Annotated in this window: 18 protein-coding genes and 4 tRNA genes; 18 read left to right on the top strand and 4 right to left on the bottom strand. The window is 66.3% G+C overall.

The window, feature by feature from the left end; translation table 11 throughout:
• Nucleotides 1–506, bottom strand: a 506-nt coding sequence (locus VGS97_RS05765; RefSeq protein WP_326852159.1) for a thiamine-phosphate kinase, incomplete at its 3' end; no start/stop codon positions are given.
• Between the two features lie 414 nt (nt 507–920).
• On the opposite strand from VGS97_RS05765, the gene VGS97_RS05760 reads away from it, so the two are divergent.
• Complete coding sequence (locus tag VGS97_RS05760; RefSeq protein WP_326852158.1) at nt 921–1766, top strand: M23 family metallopeptidase; 846 nt, start codon at nt 921–923, stop codon at nt 1764–1766.
• Nucleotides 1767–1831: 65 nt separating this feature from the next.
• On the opposite strand, the gene VGS97_RS05755 is transcribed toward VGS97_RS05760, so the two are convergent.
• On the bottom strand, nt 1832–3094 hold the full coding sequence (locus VGS97_RS05755) for a hypothetical protein (RefSeq protein WP_326852157.1): 1263 nt from the start codon (nt 3092–3094) through the stop codon (nt 1832–1834).
• On the opposite strand from VGS97_RS05755, the gene VGS97_RS05750 reads away from it, so the two are divergent.
• From VGS97_RS05750 to tuf, 5 genes are all read left to right on the top strand, one after another.
• A tRNA-Thr gene (locus VGS97_RS05750) sits at nt 3068–3140 on the top strand. The genes VGS97_RS05755 and VGS97_RS05750 overlap by 27 nt on opposite strands.
• A gap of 147 nt (nt 3141–3287) precedes the next feature.
• Nucleotides 3288–3376: transfer RNA gene (locus VGS97_RS05745), tRNA-Tyr, on the top strand.
• A 126-nt stretch (nt 3377–3502) separates the two neighbouring features.
• A tRNA-Thr gene (locus tag VGS97_RS05740) sits at nt 3503–3578 on the top strand.
• A gap of 19 nt (nt 3579–3597) precedes the next feature.
• Nucleotides 3598–3672 (top strand) — tRNA-Gly (locus tag VGS97_RS05735).
• Nucleotides 3673–3731: 59 nt separating this feature from the next.
• On the top strand, nt 3732–4919 hold the full coding sequence (gene tuf / locus VGS97_RS05730) for an elongation factor Tu (RefSeq protein WP_326852156.1): 1188 nt from the start codon (nt 3732–3734) through the stop codon (nt 4917–4919).
• A 111-nt stretch (nt 4920–5030) separates the two neighbouring features.
• On the opposite strand, the gene VGS97_RS05725 is transcribed toward tuf, so the two are convergent.
• A complete protein-coding gene (locus VGS97_RS05725) occupies nt 5031–6827 on the bottom strand; it encodes a hypothetical protein (protein ID WP_326852155.1) in 1797 nt (598 codons plus the stop codon).
• A 273-nt stretch (nt 6828–7100) separates the two neighbouring features.
• Between VGS97_RS05725 and VGS97_RS05720 the strand changes: the two genes are divergently transcribed.
• Nucleotides 7101–8528 carry a S8 family serine peptidase gene (locus VGS97_RS05720; protein ID WP_326852154.1) on the top strand — a complete coding sequence of 476 codons (1428 nt, stop codon included), beginning with the start codon at nt 7101–7103 and terminating at the stop codon, nt 8526–8528.
• Nucleotides 8529–8568: 40 nt separating this feature from the next.
• On the opposite strand, the gene VGS97_RS05715 is transcribed toward VGS97_RS05720, so the two are convergent.
• Nucleotides 8569–9603 (bottom strand): glycoside hydrolase family 26 protein, encoded by a 1035-nt coding sequence (locus tag VGS97_RS05715; RefSeq protein WP_326852152.1) that lies wholly within the window; start codon nt 9601–9603, stop codon nt 8569–8571.
• 450 nt (nt 9604–10053) lie between these two features.
• Here VGS97_RS05715 and VGS97_RS05710 point away from each other — a divergent pair, with 450 nt between their 5' ends.
• The 11 genes from VGS97_RS05710 to rpsC form a co-directional block, all read left to right on the top strand.
• On the top strand, nt 10054–11691 hold the full coding sequence (locus VGS97_RS05710) for a glycosyltransferase family 39 protein (protein WP_326852151.1): 1638 nt from the start codon (nt 10054–10056) through the stop codon (nt 11689–11691).
• Nucleotides 11692–11713: 22 nt separating this feature from the next.
• On the top strand, nt 11714–13036 hold the full coding sequence (locus tag VGS97_RS05705) for a glycosyltransferase family 2 protein (protein WP_326852150.1): 1323 nt from the start codon (nt 11714–11716) through the stop codon (nt 13034–13036).
• Nucleotides 13029–14186 (top strand): glycoside hydrolase family 26 protein, encoded by a 1158-nt coding sequence (locus tag VGS97_RS05700; protein WP_326852149.1) that lies wholly within the window; start codon nt 13029–13031, stop codon nt 14184–14186. The genes VGS97_RS05705 and VGS97_RS05700 overlap by 8 nt, the downstream gene beginning before the upstream one ends.
• A gap of 398 nt (nt 14187–14584) precedes the next feature.
• Nucleotides 14585–14893, top strand: a complete 309-nt coding sequence (gene rpsJ, locus VGS97_RS05695) for a 30S ribosomal protein S10 (protein WP_034266131.1) — start codon at nt 14585–14587, stop codon at nt 14891–14893.
• Between the two features lie 14 nt (nt 14894–14907).
• The gene (rplC, locus tag VGS97_RS05690) at nt 14908–15549 is read left to right on the top strand and encodes a 50S ribosomal protein L3 (protein ID WP_349261994.1); all 642 of its coding nucleotides are present in this window, start codon (nt 14908–14910) and stop codon (nt 15547–15549) included.
• 5 nt (nt 15550–15554) lie between these two features.
• Complete coding sequence (gene rplD / locus VGS97_RS05685; protein ID WP_326852148.1) at nt 15555–16187, top strand: 50S ribosomal protein L4; 633 nt, start codon at nt 15555–15557, stop codon at nt 16185–16187.
• Nucleotides 16187–16519 (top strand): 50S ribosomal protein L23, encoded by a 333-nt coding sequence (gene rplW / locus VGS97_RS05680; protein ID WP_326852147.1) that lies wholly within the window; start codon nt 16187–16189, stop codon nt 16517–16519. Before rplD ends, rplW begins: the two co-directional genes overlap by 1 nt.
• A 39-nt stretch (nt 16520–16558) precedes the next feature.
• On the top strand, nt 16559–17395 hold the full coding sequence (gene rplB, locus VGS97_RS05675) for a 50S ribosomal protein L2 (RefSeq protein ID WP_326852146.1): 837 nt from the start codon (nt 16559–16561) through the stop codon (nt 17393–17395).
• Nucleotides 17396–17407: 12 nt separating this feature from the next.
• Nucleotides 17408–17689, top strand: coding sequence for a 30S ribosomal protein S19 (gene rpsS / locus VGS97_RS05670; protein ID WP_326852145.1), 282 nt, complete (start codon nt 17408–17410; stop codon nt 17687–17689).
• A gap of 58 nt (nt 17690–17747) precedes the next feature.
• Nucleotides 17748–18092, top strand: coding sequence for a 50S ribosomal protein L22 (gene rplV, locus VGS97_RS05665; RefSeq protein WP_414641652.1), 345 nt, complete (start codon nt 17748–17750; stop codon nt 18090–18092).
• On the top strand, nt 18092–18796 hold a 705-nt coding region (gene rpsC / locus VGS97_RS05660), incomplete at its 3' end, for a 30S ribosomal protein S3 (RefSeq protein WP_326852144.1). The genes rplV and rpsC, both read left to right, overlap by 1 nt.

Raw genomic sequence — 18796 nt, 5'->3', positions numbered from 1 at the left:
AATCGCCCGCTGACGTATATAAGGTCGCCGGGTCGCGCGCCCGAGCGCGTAATCGCCTGCCAGGGGGCAACGTCACCGAGCACGGTGATGTTAATCAGCACTTTCCGGCTTTTGGACGTATCGCCGCCAATGAGCCGGATGTTCAATTCGCGCGCCGCCCTCGCCATGCCCGTGGCGAAGCGGTCCAGCCAGCGGCCGGTTTTGGACGCCGGAAGCGCCAGCGCAAGCAGGAAATAACGCGGACGTGAGCCCATGGCAGCCAAATCGCTCACGGCGCGCGCGAGCGACTTATACCCGATGGATTCGGGCGGATGACTGTCGTCGCGAAAATGCACGCCTTCCAGGGAAGAATCGCAACTGACCACCCATTCGATTTTCGAGGACTGCCGGACAATGGCTGCGTCATCTCCAATGCCCAGGCGCACCTCGGTACAGGGCGCAGTACCAGACCCGTCACGCCCAGCCGGGATGCGCCGAGCAAGGCGAGCGATCAACTTATCTTCCATGTTCTCAACTTGCTCCGGTCTATGTTTCACGTTCATTCCTGGCGGACGCCCTGTCCCTGTGTCACAGCTCTTCCCCTGTACCTCAGGGCAGTTGTAATGGCTCGCCGCAGCCCGTAAAATGCTCAGGAGCGATTTACTACGGCCGGATTATGAAGCGATCCGGCGAAGAAAGCGAGCCGGCCCGGCCCAGGAGTATATTTTGGTTGACTCTGTGGGGTTCAGCACTTATATTCGCGGCGGGTTTCGAACCAAGTCTCGCGGTTCAAACGCTTTTTATAAATTGCGCAGACCGCGCTGAGGGGCCAGCGGTCATCCAGTCCGGCGCAAAGAGAAACTAAGAGCCAAATTGCCATTATGAGAAGGAAATTCTATACATTTCTCATTGCTTCCTCGGACTCGGGGAACATGCGCCGTTTGCGCATCCCGCACTATGTCGTCCATTTGCTTGCCGTTCTCGTAATTGTGGGCGGCATGACGGTGGTGGTGGCGGCGGGCGCGTATTCGCGTCTGCTCTGGAAGGTGACCGCGTACAATTCTCTGCGCCGCGACCAGGCAACGCTCAGCGTGCAATACAAACAACTCCAAAACCAGGTAACGGATGCGGATCAGCGCCTGAACTCCCTGCAATCACTGGCCAGCGAAGTGGCCGTGGCATACGGCCTGACGCGAATCCCGGAGACGCCCTTCAGCGCTTCGAATTCGACGGGGCAATCCGAGTCTGCATATCAGCAGACGCTCGATAGATTTAATTTCCTTCAACAGAATGCGACCGCTGTGGTGCTCGTCTCGGATGGCGGCCTGAAGCTTCTCCCCGGAATGAAGCTGGCGAACGCGTCGTTTATGCCTTCCTTGTGGCCGGTGATGGGCAGAATCACAAGCCGCTTTGGCGAGCGCCTGGATCCATTCGGCGGCGAAGGCGAATTTCACAGAGGATTGGACATAGCGTCGCATTATGGCGATGACGTTCGCGCAGCGGGAGATGGCGTAGTGATCTTCACCGGAGACCGGGAAGGCTACGGGCGCGTCGTTATCATTGATCACGGTTTTGGACTGACAACCTGGTATGCGCACCTTTCGGCGTATGCCCTGCAGCCGGGAACGCCCGTCAAACGCGGCGACGTGATTGGTTATGAAGGCGAAAGCGGACACGCGACGGGACCGCATGTCCACTTTGAAGTGCGCCTGCACGATGCCCCGGTCAATCCGTGGCGATATCTGCATCAGGTGGACGCGGGCGGCTCCGTCACCAGCGGCGACTAAGCTTCACGCAGATTGATTGTCGGATTCTCCCTCAGAATTATTCCCCGCAGCGCAGACCTGCGTTCTTACCTTGCGCTATTTCCTTGCGGGGCGGAACTGGCCGCAGCGCGAAGTATTTGTGGCGTGATTTGCAAATGCAAGCGCACGAGATGGCCATCGTGAGAAATGTCAGCGGCTTTTAACAGGGCGTCCAGCGCGGGCCACTGCGGGCCGATTTGCTGCTGCGTTTTCGGGTCGGCCAGGGCCGCGCGTCCCATCCACGCCAAGCCTTCCAGCGCCGTGGACAATTGAAATGCGTTCAGCGTGGAATCGCACTCCGCGGTGGCTGCGACTTTCAAGTTTTGCCCGGCAGGAAGGCCCGCGAGCGTGATGCTGTGGACGCTTTGCAGCAAGCGCGCAAGTTGCGCGGAGTGCGTTTCGTCGACGCCGACGTCCTTGGAAAGGTCTGGCGTGCGCGCCACGGCGTAAATGGGAGCGCCGGCGACTCTCGCGACGCGTTGCGACATTTGCGAATCCATGCGTTCGTGGGCTGCGTTCAGCATCGCGGAAATTTCAGGTCCATCGGCGAGAACAATTTCCGTTGACGACAGAAACACGAAACGCACGGTTCGCGGTGGATTTGTCTCCGGGACTTCGTAAATTTTCCATTGGCCGTGCCCTACAACTCTGCCGCCGTTGCGCAGGGCGTAACGCTCGATTTTTGCCTCATTGAATTTCCCCTGCGCAATTGCTACGACGGTTGTGGGCGAATTTTTTGGCCACAGCGCCAGCGCGACGCGATCGAGATCGCGCGAATAATCAAAGCCAGTTGAACGCACGAATGCCGTGTATTCAGGGTCTTGCGCCGAGGTAGGCGCCAGACCGGAAAGCTCTCTTCCAATCGGCGCGGCGCGGAGCACGGCAACATCCGCGAATACCACGGCAGAAGCGCCGGCGGGCAACTGATGAACTAGATCAATTGAATTCGCCGCAATCGAGGTTCCGTCGCTCGATCCTGCGGCGATGGTGCCGGGCTGGACTGAAAATTGAGCGTCTTCCGCCCGCAATCGTGCTGTCTTTTCGCGCGCGTAGTAAGTGTAAGCCAGCACTGCGGCGGCGGCAATGCAAGCGGCGAGAACTATGGTGACTGTGCGTTTCATGCGGCCGTGTGCGGCTACTTTTTGAGTATAAGTTTCGGCGGGAATGGTGTAAAGTTGATGCTTGGCGTATAATTCTGGAGTCAGCTTGGCACGAGCCGTGCTGGCTAGTCGCACCCCCTTGCAATTTGATTGCCCACGTGATAGATTCGCAAGGTTTGGCGTGCTGGCGTAGCTCAGCTGGTAGAGCATCTGATTTGTAATCAGAGGGTCGGGGGTTCAATTCCCTCCGCCAGCTGAATTTTTAAGGATCGGGTTTTGGGTTTGGCTCTGGTGAATTCCTCGCATTGAAAAATGAACGGGCTGGTGTCTTCGGACACGAGCCCTTTCTGCGTTGCGAAGTTCCCCGGTCGGGACCAGCGTCTCAAGTCCCGGTGTTCTTTCGGGACGGGTGGGTGAGTGGCTAAAACCAGCAGACTGTAAATCTGCCGCTCCTTGCGGGCTACGGAGGTTCGAATCCTCCCCCGTCCACCATCGTATCGCGAGGGCGCCGAAGCACTGAAAGCGGGAACGTAGATCCGAATCTCGAAAAACTTGGGCGAAAGTTCGGAAGACATCGTTGGAAGTCGCGACATGCGCGCAGCCAACGAACCGGTGGATGCCTGGGTAGCTCAGTTGGTAGAGCGCGTCCTTGGTAAGGACGAGGTCACCGGTTCAATCCCGGTCCCAGGCTCCAGAATTTGAGTGGCGGTCGGGCGGGGGTAACTCAGGGGTAGAGTCTCTGCCTTCCAAGCAGATGGTCGCGGGTTCGAATCCCGTCCCCCGCTCCAAAGTTTTGGAAGGCGCAAGCGAAGAAATTCTGCGCAGAATGCGAATGAGGTAGGAAGCGATGGCGAAGGAAAAATTTGAGCGCAGCAAGCCGCATCTAAATATCGGGACGATCGGTCACATTGACCACGGCAAGACGACGTTGACGGCGGCGATCACGAAGGTGTTGTCGGAGAAGAATTCGAATACGTCGTTTACGGCGTTCGACGATATTGATAAGGCGCCGGAGGAGCGGCAGCGGGGGATCACGATCTCGATCGCGCATGTGGAGTACGAGACCGAGAACCGGCATTACGCGCATGTGGATTGCCCGGGGCATGCGGATTACATCAAGAACATGATCACCGGGGCCGCCCAGATGGACGGGGCGATCCTGGTGGTGGCGGCGACGGATGGGCCGATGCCCCAGACGCGTGAGCATGTGCTGTTGGCCCGTCAGGTTGGGGTGCCGTCGATCGTGGTGGCGCTCAACAAGACGGACATGGTCGACGACGAGGAGATCCTGGAGCTGGTGGAGCTCGAGGTGCGGGAGCTGTTGAACGAGTACGAGTTCCCGGGGGATGACATCCCGATCGTGCGGGTCTCGGCGTTGAAGGCGCTGGAGGGCGACGAGGCGTGGTCGGGGAAGATCCTCGAGCTGATGGAGGCGGTGGATTCCTATATCCCCGAGCCGACCCGGGATGTGGACAAGCCGTTCTTGATGCCGATCGAGGACGTGTTCACGATCACGGGGCGGGGCACGGTGGTGACCGGCCGGGTGGATCGGGGGATCGTCAAGGTCAACGAGGACGTGGAGATCGTGGGGATCCGCCCGACGGCCAAGACGGTCTGCACCGGGGTGGAGATGTTCCGCAAGCTCTTGGATGAGGGCCGGGCGGGCGACAACATCGGGGTGCTGTTGCGGGGCACCAAGAAAGAGGAGGTGGAGCGGGGCCAGGTGCTGGCCAAGCCGTCCTCGATCACCCCGCACACCAACTTCGGCGCCCAGGTGTATGTCCTGACCAAAGAGGAGGGGGGGCGTCACACCCCGTTCTTTGGGAACTACCGGCCGCAGTTCTATTTCCGCACCACCGACGTCACGGGTCAGATCCAGCTGCCCCAAGGCACCGAGATGGTCATGCCGGGCGACAACACCGAGATGTCGGTCGCGCTGATCCAGCCGATCGCCATGGAGGAGGGCCTGCGCTTCGCCATCCGCGAGGGCGGCCGCACCGTCGGCGCCGGCCGGGTCACCAAGATCATCAAGTAGTACTCGGCGGCAGCCGAACAGCGCGAGCGAGGGTCCCCGGGAGAGATCTCGGGGACCCTCGTCGTCTCGCCCGCCCGTGTCCGCGGCCGTGTGTCAGCAGTCTGAACCGTGTCAGGAGTCTGAACCGACCTTCCAGGTCCACACGCCGCCCTGGAGCGTGCCGGGCCGCCCGAACAGCTCGGTGAGCATCTGCTGGTCCTGCTGTGGATGAGCCGCGTCGGGCATCACCGCCACACAGCCCGCGTTCCAGTACGCCAGGTCCGCGGCGAGCCGCGCCTCGTCCTTCGGCATGACCGCCGGCACATCGCCGGACGCGTCGACCCGGGCCAGCAGCTCGGAGGTCGGGCGTGGCACCGGACCGACCGTGGCGACGCCATCCGGGCCGGGCACGAACAGCGGCATCTGCGGGATGCGCAGCGCGCCGCGCGTCTGCGCCACCCAGCGAAGCGGCTCGCGGTACGCGTCGGTTACCAGCGGCACCGTCACGACCGTGCCGTTCCCCGCGCACTGCTGCCACTCGCCCGACGTCACCCACTGCGGAATCTGGTCGCGGTCGGCGACCGCCACCGGCGTCGCGATCAGCGGCACCATAGCCGCCATGGTGGCGATGCCGGCCACGCCGCGTATCGCTACGTGTTCGCGCTCGGCTGACAGCAGATTGCGCAGCGCCATCACGATCATGAACGGGAAGACCGACAACGCGATGCGCACCGGTAGGGCGTCCGTGAACCCGGGCAGAGCCTCGATGTAGTACCAGAGCCCGTGGAAACCCAGCGAGTGCTTGGCGAACGCGGGCACCGGACCCCACGACAGCACCGCGAGCACCGCGACGCACATCGCGCAGGTTCGCACGACCATGTCGCGCCAAGCCCGCCAGAGCGCGATCAGTAGGGTGAGTACGAGCAGCGGCCAGCCGAGGAAGGACTCCTGCTCGGTGTAGTTCGGCGAGTAAAGCCGGGTGACCGGAGGATCGCCGAGTATCGACTGCGCCGGCGCGAGCAGGAACGACTTGAGGTCCGCGGCGTGGGTCGCCGGCAGGTCGGGAATCCGCGGGTAGGACTGCGGTCCCGCGAACTGGAACCACAGCGGGTAGGCCAGCAGCACGCCGGCCACCGCCACGGCGACGGCGATGCCGCGCGCCAGTGCGGGTACCTGCGCCCAGGCCTGCTTGGGCCGCTGCGCGGCGTAGCACAGCATGAACACCACGAGCGTGAGCGCGGTGATGAACAGCAGCTCCTCGGACAGGAAAGCCTGCACAGTGACCAGCAGCCCGAGGACGATTCCGTGCCGCACGAGCCGCTCGCCCTCACGCATACGCAGCACGCGGTCGACGATGACCGGTAGCAGCCATTGCGCGGTGAGGTTGGGATGGCTCAGCGTGTGCGAGATCATGCCCGGGCCGAAGGCGAGCGCTAGACCGCCGAATCCGACCAGCAGCGAGCGCCACGCCCGGGAGCCTGACGCAGGCAACTGCCGGCCGAGGAACCAGCGCCAGACCAGCGCGGTGGCGATCAGGTTGCCCAACAGGATCCAGCCGAACGAGACCGCCGCGCCGAACAGCAGCGTGACCGGGGTGAACACGATGCCGAGCGGGATGATCCCGGTGTTCGCCGCCAGGTTGATGCCCATCGGCGCGTTGACCGTCGCGGAGAACAGCGGGTTGTGCAGGTGCGTCACCGACTGCGCGGTGACCGAGAGCAGCCACTCGAACATGTACTCGTCGCCCTCGTTGCGGCGGATGTGCACCGCGGTGGGGTGGACGAGGTACGGCCAGAGGATGACGAAGGCGGCCACGACGTAGACGAGCGCCGCGGCGAGCGTGCCGGGCGACGGCAGGGCTGCGCGCCCGACGCGCCGCGGCGAGGACCGGAGGTCCGGCCGCACGACAGGTATCTCAGTGGTCGCCATAAGTCCCCCGACAGTCGTACTTTTCCGCGCTCTTCGAACTCGGCCGGCGCCCGTAGCGCGTGTATTCAACCACAAGCAGGTCGGTCTGCTTCGGGATTACCGGACGTATGGGGATGAAGCACGCGGACGCTCCGTGCACCGGATGGGCAATTGTGCTACGAATCCTCGGAGCGAGCGCGGCAGGCGAAGGGGCGTGGGTCGGCAATGGTGACGAGCGGGGACATCGAGGCACGTCGGCGAGCCTTGCGACGGGGCGTCCTCACCGTCGTCGCTGTGGGTGTAGCCGTGTGCAACGTCCTCGGCGTCGCTGAAGCGGCGCAGGCCGCGGACATCGCGGCCGCGAGTCCGGCGACGCGTGCGCAGCAGTGGTACCTCAACCGTTTCGACATGAACACGGCGTGGAAGACCACCCGCGGCGGCGGGGTCACGGTGGCGATCGTCGGGTCGGGCGTCGATGTGGGTCAAGCCGACATCTCCGGCGCTTCGCAGCCGCAGATCGACTTCTCCACCGGCACCCCGAAGCCCGCGCAGGGCGATGTGTCGTCCAGCAACGACGGAACCGCCGCCGCGATCCTCGTCGCCGGCTCCGGGCTGGATTCGAGCGGCATCCAGGGCATCGCGCCGAAGGCCAAGGTGCTGCCGCTGCGTTATTACGCCAACGACAAGGCCACAGCCACACCCACGCCCGCCTACGCCGCGCTGGCCATCCGCTACGCGGCCGACCACGGCGCGCGCGTGATCCTCATGCCGTCGCCCGCGCCGTATGACACCGCGTCACTCTCCGACGCGGTCCAGTACGCGCTCGGCAAGAACGCGGTCGTGGTCACCTCGGCGTCGAACAACGGCCGCACCTCGAACCAGATGACCGCCCCGTGCACGATTCGCGGCACCATCTGCGTGTCGGGCACGACGCGGGACGGCACGGTGTGGCCGGACTCGTCGACCGGTCCGGCGATCACGCTCGGTGCCCCCGCCCAGGACTTGCCGGTCTGGTCGCAGGACAAGTACGGCATCCACTCCAGCACGCACTACTCCGCCGCGCTGGTGGCCGGCGAGGCCGCGCTGGTGTTCAGCGCCCACCCGACGTGGACCGCCGGCCAGGTGATCAGTGTGATGATCGACACGGCGACCGGTGGAAACGCCGCGCACACCACCGTCAACGACAAGGTGGGCTACGGCGTGATGAACCCGGTCGGCGCGCTCGCGGCCCCGCAGCCGACGTCGACCGCCAACCCGCTCGTGCCCGCCGCCACCCCGACCGCCGGAGCACCCACCGCGGCGCCCTCGCCCCGAACGTCTGCCGGCACCGGCGGTCAGGCGGCGTCTTCGCCCGCCTCGTCCGGCTCGTCGCTGCCGTGGCTGCTGATCGGCGTCGGGGCGGCGGTGGTCATCCTCGGCGGGGCACTGGTCGTCATGCTGCTGATGCGTTCGCGCAGCGGCGGTGGACGCAACTACTTGTCCGACCCGGGCTACCAAGCCGGGCAGTACTACCACGACGGCGGCGGGTACGGCTCGGGCACCGGGTGGTCCCAGGCCGAGCCCGGGAACCCGCCCGACAATTTCTCGCGGCCGCTGCCTGGGCCGCAGCAGCCGGGATACACCCCGGGATACACCAGCGTCCCGGACTCGTGGTTGCAGCCGCCGCCGGACGCCGCCGACCAGGAAGCAACTCCGCAACAGCCTGACGACGACGAGGGCTGAGCGCCGACGTCCAGCCGACGTCAATACCGACGCTGCTCTGCTACTGCGCGGCTGCCACCGAGAGCACCGCTTTCGGATGGCCGTGGTCGATCAGGTATCTGAACTCTGCTGCGCCGGCTGGATGGTCCGACAGCAGGTGGTCGTTGTCCGCGGTGCCGTAGTCGAAGTAGACCAGCGCCTTGACGGTGTCGGGATAGGCCTTCGCCCAGTCGAACACGAGGTCGAACGCCCAACCGTCATCCGGGTCGGGCAGCGTGGCGGCCCACTCCGCGAGCATCAGCGGCTTGCCGTGCGCGTGCGCGAGCTGCGCCACCGCGTTCAGGCCGTCCGGTTCGGTGAGTATCGACGTGCCGGAAGACACCCGCGGGTAGCCGTCCACGGCGAACCAGCTCACGTACTGATCGCCGGGGTACCACGCGCTCTCGGCGTACTGCCAGTACCGGGCGGCGTTCGGCGACCACACGAAGGCGACGTTGTGCACGCCCTCGTGCCGGAAGATGTCCACCACGTGCTGCCAGGAGGCCACGTACTGCGCGGGAGTCACCGCCGGCAGGCTCCACAGCTGCATCCAGTTGCCGTTCATCTCCCAGTCGGGGCGCAGGAAGACCGGACCGCCGTACGTGCGGGCCTCATCAGCCTGCTTCCGCAGGTAGCCGTCCAGCCGGCCCGAGGTGACCTTGCCGGCGGTGAAGTCGATCTTCCACGACACCATCGGGGCCGTCCCCTGCCGCGGGTCGAAGTCGTCGAGGAAGGATGCGAAGTCGCCGCCGACGGGGACGTAGCCGCCGCGGATGGCCGGTTTGCCGATACCCGCCTCGGCGTCGAAGGCGCCGATGGTGTCCGGATCCCCGTCGAGGCCGATGTACGCGCTGCCGTTCGCCGGGACCTGCGGCGGTCCGGACCCGGGCCCTGTGCCCGTCGCGTTGTCGCTCGACAGCGCAGAGTGCGAACTCGCGACGGCGGAGGCGGCGGCGTCCGGCGAACTGCCGCCCAGCGCCACGGCCAGGAGCACACAGACCGTCACGATCAGCGCGGCGGCGGCCACCGCGGTCGCGGCGAGTCGGTGCGGGATCATCGCGATCATCCTTCAAGGCGGGCGTGGTGCGGTCAACTTCGACCGAGTTCCCCAGGCGGCGAGCCAACGCACCGCGACGGATTATAAGCGTGCTGAAAGGTCTTGTGGCGCGACGGCGCACCTCATCGAGGGTCCTTTGCCAAGCCGTTGCCCCGAGGTACTCGTTGTGACGGAGGTCGGCTATCGTTACTCTGCCTAACTTCGGTTTGCCCGCTCATCGTGCGGCCGCCGGGGCTAGCCTTCCATCAGTCGCAGGGGCGGCGACGACTGCGATGGGCGGTAGGGTGCCGTGTTCTCGGCCATCCCGCTTCAGAGCACGCGCGACGGTGTGAAGTAGTTCGGCAGTCCGTGAGGGGGGGGCACGTCGCGTTGAAGTTCGGCAGCGAAAGCGCCGAAACCGTCCGGATACCGAAGATCCGGGGCTACGGTTTCACTGGGCCTGGCGGAGACATGCGCCTGCGCCCTACCGGGCCGGGCCCGGGATCCGACTGGATCGTCTCCGAACGGGACGACGCCGACGACGCACGCTCCGCATCGGCACCCCCGGAGCGTGAACCGGAAGCCGCCCCTGAACCGCGACCGCGCGTGTGGCTGGTGGCGGCCTCGTATCTGCCGCTGCTGCTCGTGCTCGGCGGCGCGGGCTTTCTGATATCCAGGCTGGTCTGGTCGAACACCGCGTTCCTCGACGAGTCCACGTACCTCTACTCCGGCCACCAGGAACTCGCGCACCTGATCCACGGGGTGAAGATCCCCGAATACGAGAGCTTCTTCTCTGGCGCGCCGGTGCTGTACCCGGTGCTCGTGGCGGTGGCCGACCACTTCGGCGGGCTGGCCGGAGCCCGAATGCTGAGCATGGCGTTCATCCTGCTCGCGATCGTCGCGCTGTACCTGACGGCGCGTCGGATGTACGGCGCCAGAGCGGCGTTCTTCGCGGCCGGGATGTTCGCGCTGCTCGGCCCGACGATCTTCCTCGGCTCGTACGCAACCTACGACCCGATGGCGCTGTGCCTGATGGCGTGGGCCGCCAGATACGCGGTCAGCTTCGCGTACGCGGACAAGCGCAACGCGCTGCTGCTCGGCACCCTGCTGATGGCTCTGGCCGACTGCACCAAGTACGCGTGCCTGCTGTGGAACCCCGTCATCATCGCGTTGTCCGCGTTGGCCGGACCCGGCTTCGCCGCCTGGCGGATGCCGCGGCGCTGGAACGCGCAGCGTTTCACGGTGCTGTGGGCGACCATCATGGTCCTGCTCATCCTGGCCGGCCGGCATCTCTACTTCGACGGCTTCGTGAAGACCACGCTGCTGCGCGCCGGCGCCCACGACTCGGCGAAGTACGTGGCCGTCAGCGCGCTCGGCTGGATCGGGTCGGTGCTGGCGATCGCGCTCGTCGGCGTCCTCGCGACCCTCGTCTCCTACCGGCGCAGCAACACCGAGGGCATGGGGGTGCTCGTCGCGCTGGTGCTCTTCGGCGGCGGCCTGCTGGCCCCGCTCAACCAGATCCGCATCCACACCTGGCTGTCGCTCCAGAAGCACGTCGACTTCGGCATCTGGTTCTCCTGCATCATCGCGGGCGCGCTGTTGGCCAAGCTGTGCGAGGCGGCCGGACCGGTGGTGCTGCGGGCCGCGGCCACAGTCACGGTCGGTGCTGCGGCCCTGGCGCCGATCGGATACGTCGGCGTCCACCAGGCCGAGCACATGTTCAGCGCGTGGCCCGATTCCACCCCGCTGATCAGCACGCTGCGGCCGTACATCAAGCCGGGGGGCGAGCAGTACCTCGTCGAGGACTACGACGTCGCCGCGTATTATCTGCGCAAGCAGTCCACCTGGCCGCAGTGGCACGACCTCGAAGTGGGGGCGTACACCGACCGGACGACCGGAACGAAGCTCAGCGGTGTGCCCGCCTTCCAGGCCGCGATCCGCGCGCACAAGTACTCGGTGATAGTGCTCGACTTCGCCGAGACGCCGACGACGGACGCCGCGGTCCGCTCGGTGATCACCCAGTCCGGTTACCGGCTGATCGCACGAATCCCGACCCGCAACAGCATGAGCCAAGGCAACTACTACGTATGGGTAGCGCCCGAGTCATGACCGCTACCCGGACGGGCGACTGATGCTCGCGTTCCTGCTGGAACTGGAGGCGTGGTGGAAGGGGGGCCGCTTCTTCCCGTTCGCGGCCTTCATGCTCTTCATCTGGATCCTGTGGCTGGTGCGCATCCAGCTGGTGCGCTACTACCGCCCCTGGCGCAAGTCCTGGCACGGCACCACCTCGGTGATCATCCCGGTGGTGGACGAGCCGCTCGACCTGTTCCGCGCCGTGCTCGAACGCATCGCGAAGCAGGGGCCGACCGAGATCATCGTGGTGATCAACGGCCCGCGCAACCCGCCGCTTGAGCAGGTCTGCGAACAGGTCGGCGTCGCCTGGTTCTGGACAAGGGTGCCGGGCAAGCGCAACGCGGTGCGCATCGGCGTCGAGGCGTCCAGCGGCGAGATCACGGTGCTGGTCGACTCGGACACCGTGTGGACCGACGCGACGCTCGGCGAGCTGGTCAAGCCGTTCCGCGACCCCAAGGTCGGCGGGGTGACCACCCGTCAGCGCATCTTCGACCCGGAACGCTCGCTGCTCACCCGCTGGGCCGACTGGCTGGAGAACGTGCGCGCCGAGTACTCGATGCCCGCGATGAGCGTGCTCGGCACGGTCGGCTGCCTGCCCGGCCGCACCATAGCCTTCCGCCGCAGCATCCTGGCCGAGTGCATGGACCGGTTCATGAGCGAGAAGTTCCTCGGCGTCTTCATCGAGGTGAGCGACGACCGGACGCTGACGAACTACACGCTGAAGGCCGGGTACAAGTGCGTGTACCAGTCCTCTTCGCTCGTCTACACCGACGCGCCGCTCAAGCTGCGCAAGCTGATCAAACAGCAGGCACGCTGGGCGCGTGGCTCGCAGTACAACACGCTGCGGATGCTGCCCTGGATGCTGCGGCGGGCCCGGTTCCTCGCGCTGTTCTACCTGACGGACATCGTGGTGCCCTTCGTGCTCATCGGCACGTTCGTCTCGTGGATCTACGCGTTCGCGCTGCGCTTGCACCGGCCGAGCATCTACTACGAAGTGGCGCTGCCCGCGAACCGGATCGAGTCGGTGACCACCCTGCTGCTGCTGACCGTGGTGATGTCGCTGATCTCGATCTCCATCCGGTTCGGCAGGCACTTCGCGTACCGGCCGCGCGACATCCTCTACCTGCCGTTGTTCATGGCCATCAACACGTTCCTGCTGCTGCCGGTGCGGCTCTACGGCTTCTTCGGCATGGCCCGCAACGCGAGTTGGGGCACCCGCTCGGACAGCTACCAGGGCCAGCGCAGCCGCAATCCGAAGGCGGTGATCCCGTACCTGCTCGGGATCCTGATGATGTACGGGGCGGTGAGGATGAGTGTCTAGCCGGGCGGCTCCCAAGCGCCATCGCCAGAGCCGGGGCAGGCTCCAGGTCTGGATGACGGTCAACGTGCTCGTCCTGGCCGCGCTGCTGTTCGGCCTCGGCAAGATGGCGGCCACCAGTTCCGCGCGCACCCGGGCGAAGAACGCCGCCGCGGAACTGGCCGTGCCCGCCTCGCCGGGCGCCGGCGCCTCTGCGTCCGCCAAGCCCAAGCCGAGCGCCGGCACGACGCCGGCGATCCCCACCGCGCAGCAGGTCATGGCGCTGCCGGGCAAGTACTACGGCCTCAGCGCGCCCGGCGTGCCCTGGTCGCAGTCCACCGTCGACAAGTACACGCTGCTCGCCGGCGGCGTCGCCCCGAACATGGCGGAGTACTTCCTCAACTGGCAGCAGGACTTCGATCCGGCCACCGCGATGGACGCCTACAGCCGCGCCGAGCTGCCGCTGCTGTCCTGGGAGCCGTGGGCCGGCGGCAACGCCGACCTGGCGAAGGCCACCGGCCAGCCGCAGTACTCGCTCGGGACCATCGTTGACGGAGCGCACGACGCGTACATCACCAAGTTCGCCGAGGCGGTGCGCGACAACAGGTGGCCGATCGCCATCCGCTTCGCGCACGAGATGAACGGCAACTGGTATTCGTGGTCGGAGCGGGTCAACCACAACTCCCAGGGCCAGTTCGTCGAGGCCTGGCGGCACGTGCACGACATCTTCGCCAGGGTCGGCGCCGCCAACGTGATCTGGGTGTGGAGCCCGAACGTGATCCGGCACTTCGAGGACATCTCGCTCGCCGAGCTGTACCCCGGGGACGCGTACGTGGACTGGGTCGGCGTCACCGCCTACGAGGTGACCGAGCAGACCACCGCGCAACTGCTCGACCCGACGATGAACGAGATCCGCCAGTTCACCCGCAAGCCGATGCTCATCACCGAGACCGGCGGGCAGCCGAACAGGTACAAGGCGTCGTGGACCGCCGAAATGCTGTCCTGGCTGCCGAAACAGCCGGACGTCGTCGGCTTCGTATGGTTCGAGTACGACGGCGTCACCGGCGGACGGACCGACTGGACCTTCGAGGGCGATCCGCAGACATTACAGTCGTTCAAATCGGGAATCTCGCGCTACCCGATGGTCCGCGTTCCCATTCCCGGCGCCAGCTGACACGTCCCGTAGGAGCTCCTCGACCTTGGCCGGCTAGGGTCGAAGAGGGCGATTTGGCCGTGGGCCAGCCGCTCCGGCATACTGTTCAGGTTGCTCGGCGAGGGTGTGCCTTTCGCCGGGTGCCCGGAGTGAATGCCAGCCACTCGCGAAGTCTCGCCAGCAGGGCGCTAGCTGCGCGGTGGACCTCCAGGCCGCGATCATCAGCGATGGTGAACCGGTAGGGCGTTGCCCTGCTGTCGGACTTCTTGTGCGGCAGCAGCGCGACACGCCCGACCGCGTGGGTCGGAGAAAACCGGACAGATGGCTCCGAACAGTTGAACACGGACACGGCCGGGTACGGTCCGCCCACGCGAGTGGGCACCGCAGCGGTTCACGAGTAGAAGGAATTCGAAGCAGCCATGGCGGGACAGAAGATCCGCATCAGGCTCAAGGCCTACGACCACGAGGTCATCGACTCCTCGGCGCGCAAGATCGTCGAGACGGTGAGCCGGACCGGTGCGCAGGTCGCGGGCCCGGTGCCGCTGCCGACCGAGAAGAACGTGTACTGCGTCATCCGCTCGCCGCACAAGTACAAGGACTCGCGCGAGCACTTCGAGATGCGCACCCACAAGCGGCTCATCGACATCCTCGACCCCACGCCCAAGACCGTCGACTCGCTGATGCGGCTCGACCTGCCGGCCGGCGTCGACATCGAGATCAAGCTCTGAGGACGTTAAGGATCATGGGCAAGCAGATCAAGGGCGTCCTGGGCGAGAAGCTCGGCATGACCCAGGTCTGGGACGCGGACAACCGGGTCGTCCCGGTGACCGTGGTCAAGGCCGGGCCGTGCGTCGTGACCCAGGTGCGCAACCCCGAGAACGACGGATACAGCGCGGTACAGATCGCCTTCGGCGAGATCGACCCGCGCAAGGTCAACAAGCCGCGCAAGGGCCACTTCGACAAGGCGGGCGTCACGCCGCGCCGTCACCTGGTGGAGCTGCGCACCGACGACGCCGCCGAGTACAGCCTCGGCCAGGAGATCACCGCTGAGGCCTTCGAGGCCGGCGCACGCATCGACGTGGTCGGCACCTCCAAGGGCAAGGGCACCGCGGGTGTCATGAAGCGGCACAACTTCAAGGGCCTGGGTTCCTCGCACGGCACCCAGCGCAAGCACCGCTCCCCGGGTTCGATCGGCGCCTGCGCCACCCCGGGCCGCGTTTTCAAGGGCGTGCGGATGGCCGGCCGGATGGGCAACGCGCGGGTGACCGTGCAGAACCTGACCGTGCACGCCGTCGACGCCGAGAAGGGCCTGCTGCTGATCAAGGGTGCCGTCCCCGGCCCCACCGGTGGCGTCGTGCTCGTCAAGACGGCTGCTAAGGGCTGAGTGAGATGACCACTACTCTGACTGTCGAACTCCCCGCGGAGATCTTCGACGCCCCGGTGAACGTGCCGCTGATCCACCAGGTCGTGGTGGCGCAGCTGGCCGCGGCCCGCCAGGGAACGCACAAGACCAAGACCCGTGGCGAGGTCTCCGGCGGCGGCAGGAAGCCGTACCGGCAGAAGGGCACCGGCCGGGCCCGCCAGGGCTCGACCCGCGCGCCGCAGTTCACCGGCGGCGGTGTGGTGCACGGCCCGGTGCCGCGCGACTACTCGCAGCGCACCCCGAAGAAGATGAAGGCCGCCGCGCTGCGCGGCGCCCTCTCCGACCGGGCCCGCAACGGCCGGCTGCACGTCGTCGACGCGTTCGACGTCGCCGAGAAGCCGCACACCAAGACCGTGCTCGCCGCGATCAAGGCGCTGACCGAGCGCCGGCACGTGCTCGTGGTGCTCGGCCGCGACGAGCTCAACGCGTGGAAGTCGCTGCGCAACCTGCCCGAGGTGCACCTGCTGTACGCCGACCAGCTCAACACGTACGACGTGATGGTCAGCGACGACGTGGTGTTCACCAAGGCCGCGTATGACGCCTTCGTCGCCGGGCCGGCCAAGAAAGCCGACGCCACTGATGAAGGAGACGAGGCCTGATGCCCGAGTTCGACCGCTACAACGCGGCGCGCGACCTGCTGGTCCGGCCGGTGGTCTCGGAGAAGAGCTACTCGCTGCTGGACGAGAACAAGTACACGTTCATCGTGCACAAGGACGCCAACAAGACGCAGATCCGCCAAGCGGTCGAGCTGCTCTTCGACGTCGAGGTCACGGGCGTGAACACGATCAACCGCAAGGGCAAGCGCAAGCGCACCCGTGCCGGTTGGGGCAAGCGCCCCGACACCCGTCGCGCCATCGTCTCGGTCGATCCGAACCCGAGGGACGCGAGCAAGAAGAGCCGGATCGACATCTTCGGAGGCCCGGTCTCCTGAGACCGGCGACCGAAGACACGCAGAGGAATCTGAGAAGCCATGGGCATCCGCAAGTACAAGCCGACGACCCCGGGTCGCCGCGGCGCCAGCGTTGCCGACTTCGCCGAGATCACCCGCGACTTCCCCGAGAAGTCGCTGGTGCGCCCGCTGCACTCGAAGGGCGGCCGTAACGCGCAGGGGCGCGTGACGACCCGTCACCAGGGTGGCGGCCACAAGCGCGCTTACCGCGTCATCGACTTCCGTCGGGACGACAAGGACGGCGTGCCGGCGAAGGTCGCGCACATCGAGTACGACCCGAACCGCACCGCGCGCATCGCGCTGCTGCACTTCGTCGACGGCACGAAGCGCTACATCATCGCGCCGGCCCGGCTCAAGCAGGGTGACCGGATCGAGTCCGGCCCCGAGGCCGACATCAAGCCGGGCAACAACCTGCCGCTGCGCAACATCCCGACCGGCACCATCATCCACGCCATCGAGCTGCGGCCCGGCGGCGGCGCGAAGATCGCCCGCTCGGCCGGCGCCAGCGTGCAGCTGGTGGCCAAGGACGGGCCGTACGCGCAGCTGCGCATGCCCTCCGGCGAGATCCGCAACGTCGACGCGCGTTGCCGCGCCACCGTCGGCGAGGTCGGCAACGCCGAGCAGAGCAACATCAACTGGGGCAAGGCCGGCCGCATGCGGTGGAAGGGCAAGCGCCCGACCGTCCGCGGTGTGGCGATGAACCCGATCGACCACCCGCACGGCGGTGGCGAGGGCAAGACCTCCGGCGGACGCCACCCGGTGTCCCCGTGGGGCCAGAAGGAAGGCCGCACCCGTCAGCCGGGCAAGGCCAGCGACAAACTCATCGTCCGCCGCCGCAAGGCGAACAAGAAGCGCTAGGAGGAGGTCTAGATGCCGCGCAGTCTCAAAAAGGGTCCCTTCGTCGACGACCATCTGCAGAAGAAGGTCGACGTACAGAACGACAAGGGCACCAAGAACGTCATCAAGACGTGGTCCCGGCGCTCCATGATCGTCCCGGACATGCTGGGCCACACCATCGCCGTGCACGACGGCCGCAAGCACGTCCCGGTGTTCGTCACCGAGGCGATGGTCGGCCACAAGCTCGGCGAGTTCGCCCCGACCCGCACGTTCAAGGGGCACGTGAAGGAAGACCGGAGGTCGCGCCGTGGCTGAGAACAAGGCCAAGGACCTGCCGGAGAACCAGGCGCTGGCACAGGCCAAGCACATCCCGATGACCCCGATGAAGGTGCGTCGCGTGGTCAACGAGGTGCGTGGGCTGCCGGTGGACAAGGCGTTGAGCTACCTGAAGTTCGCGCCGTGGGCCGCCGCCGAGCCGGTGTACAAGTGCGTCGCGTCGGCTGCCGCCAACGCGCGCCACAACAAGGGCCTGTTCGGCGATCTGTTCATCACCGCGGCCTACGTGGACGAGGGGCCGACGCTCAAGCGGTTCCAGCCGCGCGCGCAGGGCCGCGCGTACCGCATCCGCAAGCGCAGCAGCCACATCACGGTCGTGGTCGAGGAGTTCGTACCGGAGCGGGTCGAAGCCGGCAACGCCAAGAAGGGCAGGACCCGGTAATGGGCCAGAAAGTCAACCCGCACGGGTTCCGCCTGGGCATCACCACCGACTTCAAGTCGCGCTGGTACGCCGACAAGCTGTACAAGGCGTACGTCAAGGAAGACGTCGCCATCCGCAAGCTGATGACCACCGGCATGGAGCGCGCCGGCATCTCGAAGGTGGAGATCGAGCGCACCCGTGACCGCGTGCGCGTCGACATCCACACCGCGCGTCCGGGCATCGTCATCGGTCGCCGCGGCGCGGAGGCCGAGCGGATCCGCGGCGAGCTGGAGAAGCTGACCGGCAAGCAGGTGCAGCTGAACATCCTCGAAGTGAAGAACCCGGAGATCGACGCGCAGCTGGTCGCTCAGGGCGTGGCCGAGCAGCTCTCCAGCCGCGTGGCGTTCCGCCGTGCGATGCGCAAGGCGATCCAGTCGACCATGAAGGCCGGCGCCAAGGGCATCAAGGTGCAGGTCTCCGGCCGCCTCGGCGGCGCGGAGATGAGCCGGTCCGAGCAGTACCGCGAGGGCCGCGTTCCGCTGCACACGCTGCGCGCGAACATCGACTACGGCTTCTACGAGGCGCGCACCACCTTCGGCCGCATCGGCGTGAAGGTGTGGATCTACAAGGGCGACGTCGCGAACCTGCGCGCGGCCCGTGAGGCCGAGGCGGCGGCGCAGCGCCAGGGTCCGCGCACCGGCGGCGGCCGTGATGAGCGTCGCGGC

Origin of the sequence: Actinocrinis sp., assembly GCF_035946395.1 — a bacterium.
Lineage (GTDB): Bacteria > Actinomycetota > Actinomycetes > Streptomycetales > Catenulisporaceae > Actinocrinis.
Note: the sequence above shows the minus strand (reverse complement) of the source record. Positions and strands in the feature narration are given on the sequence as shown.

What these genes read in the sequence shown, in the direction of transcription:
- rplB (WP_326852146.1), top strand. Translation starts at nt 16,559, where the DNA reads ATGGGCATCCGCAAGTACAAGCCGACGACCCCGGGTCGCCGCGGCGCC.
- VGS97_RS05715 (WP_326852152.1), bottom strand. Translation starts at nt 9,603, where the DNA reads ATGATCCCGCACCGACTCGCCGCGACCGCGGTGGCCGCCGCCGCGCTG.
- rplC (WP_349261994.1), top strand. Translation starts at nt 14,908, where the DNA reads ATGGGCAAGCAGATCAAGGGCGTCCTGGGCGAGAAGCTCGGCATGACC.
- rpsS (WP_326852145.1), top strand. Translation starts at nt 17,408, where the DNA reads ATGCCGCGCAGTCTCAAAAAGGGTCCCTTCGTCGACGACCATCTGCAG.
- VGS97_RS05710 (WP_326852151.1), top strand. Translation starts at nt 10,054, where the DNA reads ATGCGCCTGCGCCCTACCGGGCCGGGCCCGGGATCCGACTGGATCGTC.
- tuf (WP_326852156.1), top strand. Translation starts at nt 3,732, where the DNA reads ATGGCGAAGGAAAAATTTGAGCGCAGCAAGCCGCATCTAAATATCGGG.
- rpsJ (WP_034266131.1), top strand. Translation starts at nt 14,585, where the DNA reads ATGGCGGGACAGAAGATCCGCATCAGGCTCAAGGCCTACGACCACGAG.
- VGS97_RS05755 (WP_326852157.1), bottom strand. Translation starts at nt 3,094, where the DNA reads ATGCTCTACCAGCTGAGCTACGCCAGCACGCCAAACCTTGCGAATCTA.
- VGS97_RS05705 (WP_326852150.1), top strand. Translation starts at nt 11,714, where the DNA reads ATGCTCGCGTTCCTGCTGGAACTGGAGGCGTGGTGGAAGGGGGGCCGC.
- rplW (WP_326852147.1), top strand. Translation starts at nt 16,187, where the DNA reads ATGCCCGAGTTCGACCGCTACAACGCGGCGCGCGACCTGCTGGTCCGG.
- rplV (WP_414641652.1), top strand. Translation starts at nt 17,748, where the DNA reads ATGACCCCGATGAAGGTGCGTCGCGTGGTCAACGAGGTGCGTGGGCTG.
- rplD (WP_326852148.1), top strand. Translation starts at nt 15,555, where the DNA reads ATGACCACTACTCTGACTGTCGAACTCCCCGCGGAGATCTTCGACGCC.
- VGS97_RS05725 (WP_326852155.1), bottom strand. Translation starts at nt 6,827, where the DNA reads ATGGCGACCACTGAGATACCTGTCGTGCGGCCGGACCTCCGGTCCTCG.